General features: G+C 52.2%; 1 protein-coding gene. It reads right to left on the reverse strand.

The annotated features are described in order from the left end of the window. Positions 1–1,687 (reverse strand): LPD11 domain-containing protein (locus tag ACTNES_RS20720; RefSeq protein ID WP_441040560.1); only part of this gene is annotated, 1,687 nt, incomplete at both ends.

Genomic DNA, 1,687 nt, shown 5'->3' on the forward strand with positions numbered 1-1,687 from the left:
GTCCGGGTCAAAGGCATCTGCCAGACCGCCCCAACCGACATAATTCGACAAAATCTCCTGTTCTTCGGTAGTGGCGTTCCTGTTCTCGCTTTCCAGTTTGAACAGAGTTTCAATGGCTGCGATGTTTCTTGCGAATTTCTGCTTCGGTCCACCTTCACCGATGTTGTCATCCGTGATGTGGAAGTTCACCGCAGGAACAGGTGGGATTTCTCTGGTGGTGATGGACTGCTCAAGCTGAGCGATAATGTCCATGACTTCGGCATTCTGCCATCCGTCCACCTGGGCATAATCCTGAATGATGGTGTCCTTTCCATCTACGCACTGTACGAAGTCCAGACTACCCGGCAGATCTCTGGTATTCATTGCACCCAGGGCTTTTCTCTGCGTGTCAGGAAGTGCATAGTAGGCTCGCAGGGCATCATCAAAGGAACTGTATTCCTTGATGTCCAGCGCACCCCGCTTCTGAATGTCCTCGGCAACATAAAAATGATCGATGAAGTGTTCCGGTTCCTGCTGTTCGGGTTCCGCACTGGCTCTGACCTGTGCGTGTGCCTTTTCGTCAGGGTAGTCCCCATAGATACGGATGCACTTATGCTCCTGCTGATCGTAAACGGCAGCACCATCGTACTTGAATCCGTCATCCTCCATGGTTCCGTCCACATAGCCCTGGGCAGCTTTTTCCGCTTCTTCCAGAGTGTAGTAGTCCAGTTTATCATCGAAGCCGTTTTCAAAGTGATGGTAGGCGGCAACCAGATAGCGGGGAGCCATGCGCTCCTCGTAGCTGTTAATCATCTCAGGTGTCAGCCATTCTGGTTTGTCGGGAATCATTTCATACAGCTCACGCATCTTGGCAATCTGTGCATGGCGGTTGCCTGCCCACAGATGCTTTTCGCTGTGCTGTCCTGCACCAAGGAAGTATTCGCAGTCCATACGCAGACGGTCTAACAGCTGATACTCAGGGGTGTAGTCCCTCGGTTCGGTTTTGCCCAGAAAATCCTCTGTAACGGGCTTTTCTTCGGTTTGGGCATCAACCCTTACCGCATGGTTTCTTTCGTCCTGAGAGAGCATACGCTCGAAATTCTCACGATTCTCGGCACGGAAGATGGGATAAGCAAGCGTAGGGTCACGCAGCTGAACTTCTCTGTCCGTGATCTGCTCCACACGGAAAGCTGTATCGTCCAGATATACCGTGTCACCGACCTGATAATTCCATTTCGGTTCCTCGGAAGCAGATGCTTCCACAACTTCGGCAGGCTCTGCCACAGGCGCTTCTGGCTGAACCGACTCCATCGCAGCTACGGACTGACGAACTTCCTCCAAATAGTCATTGGCAAGCCATTCGTCCGTGAAGTATTCCGTAACGCCTTCCGGGTCTACATAGTAGTCATCGGTCTGATTATCCCAGATCGCATACTCGCCATCCTCGGTATCAATCACTGCGAAACGGTCATAAACATCTTCCAACGGATCAGTTTTAGCTTCTTCGATAGCCTGTCGTTCCGCTTCTTCCTCCGGGCTGAGGTAGCGTCCCTTTCGTATCAGACCGTCGATTCTCTGCACCACCTGCGCCCAGGACATCTGCAATTTATCGCAACCGCTCTTGGTGTAAGCAACACCCTTGGCATCGTGATCCTGACCGCTGTGCGTTGCACCAGAGCAGGCATGGGAATGACCACCGGTTCCGTAT

Source organism: Blautia sp. HCP3S3_D9 (genome assembly GCF_052063845.1).
Lineage (GTDB): Bacteria > Bacillota > Clostridia > Lachnospirales > Lachnospiraceae > Blautia_A.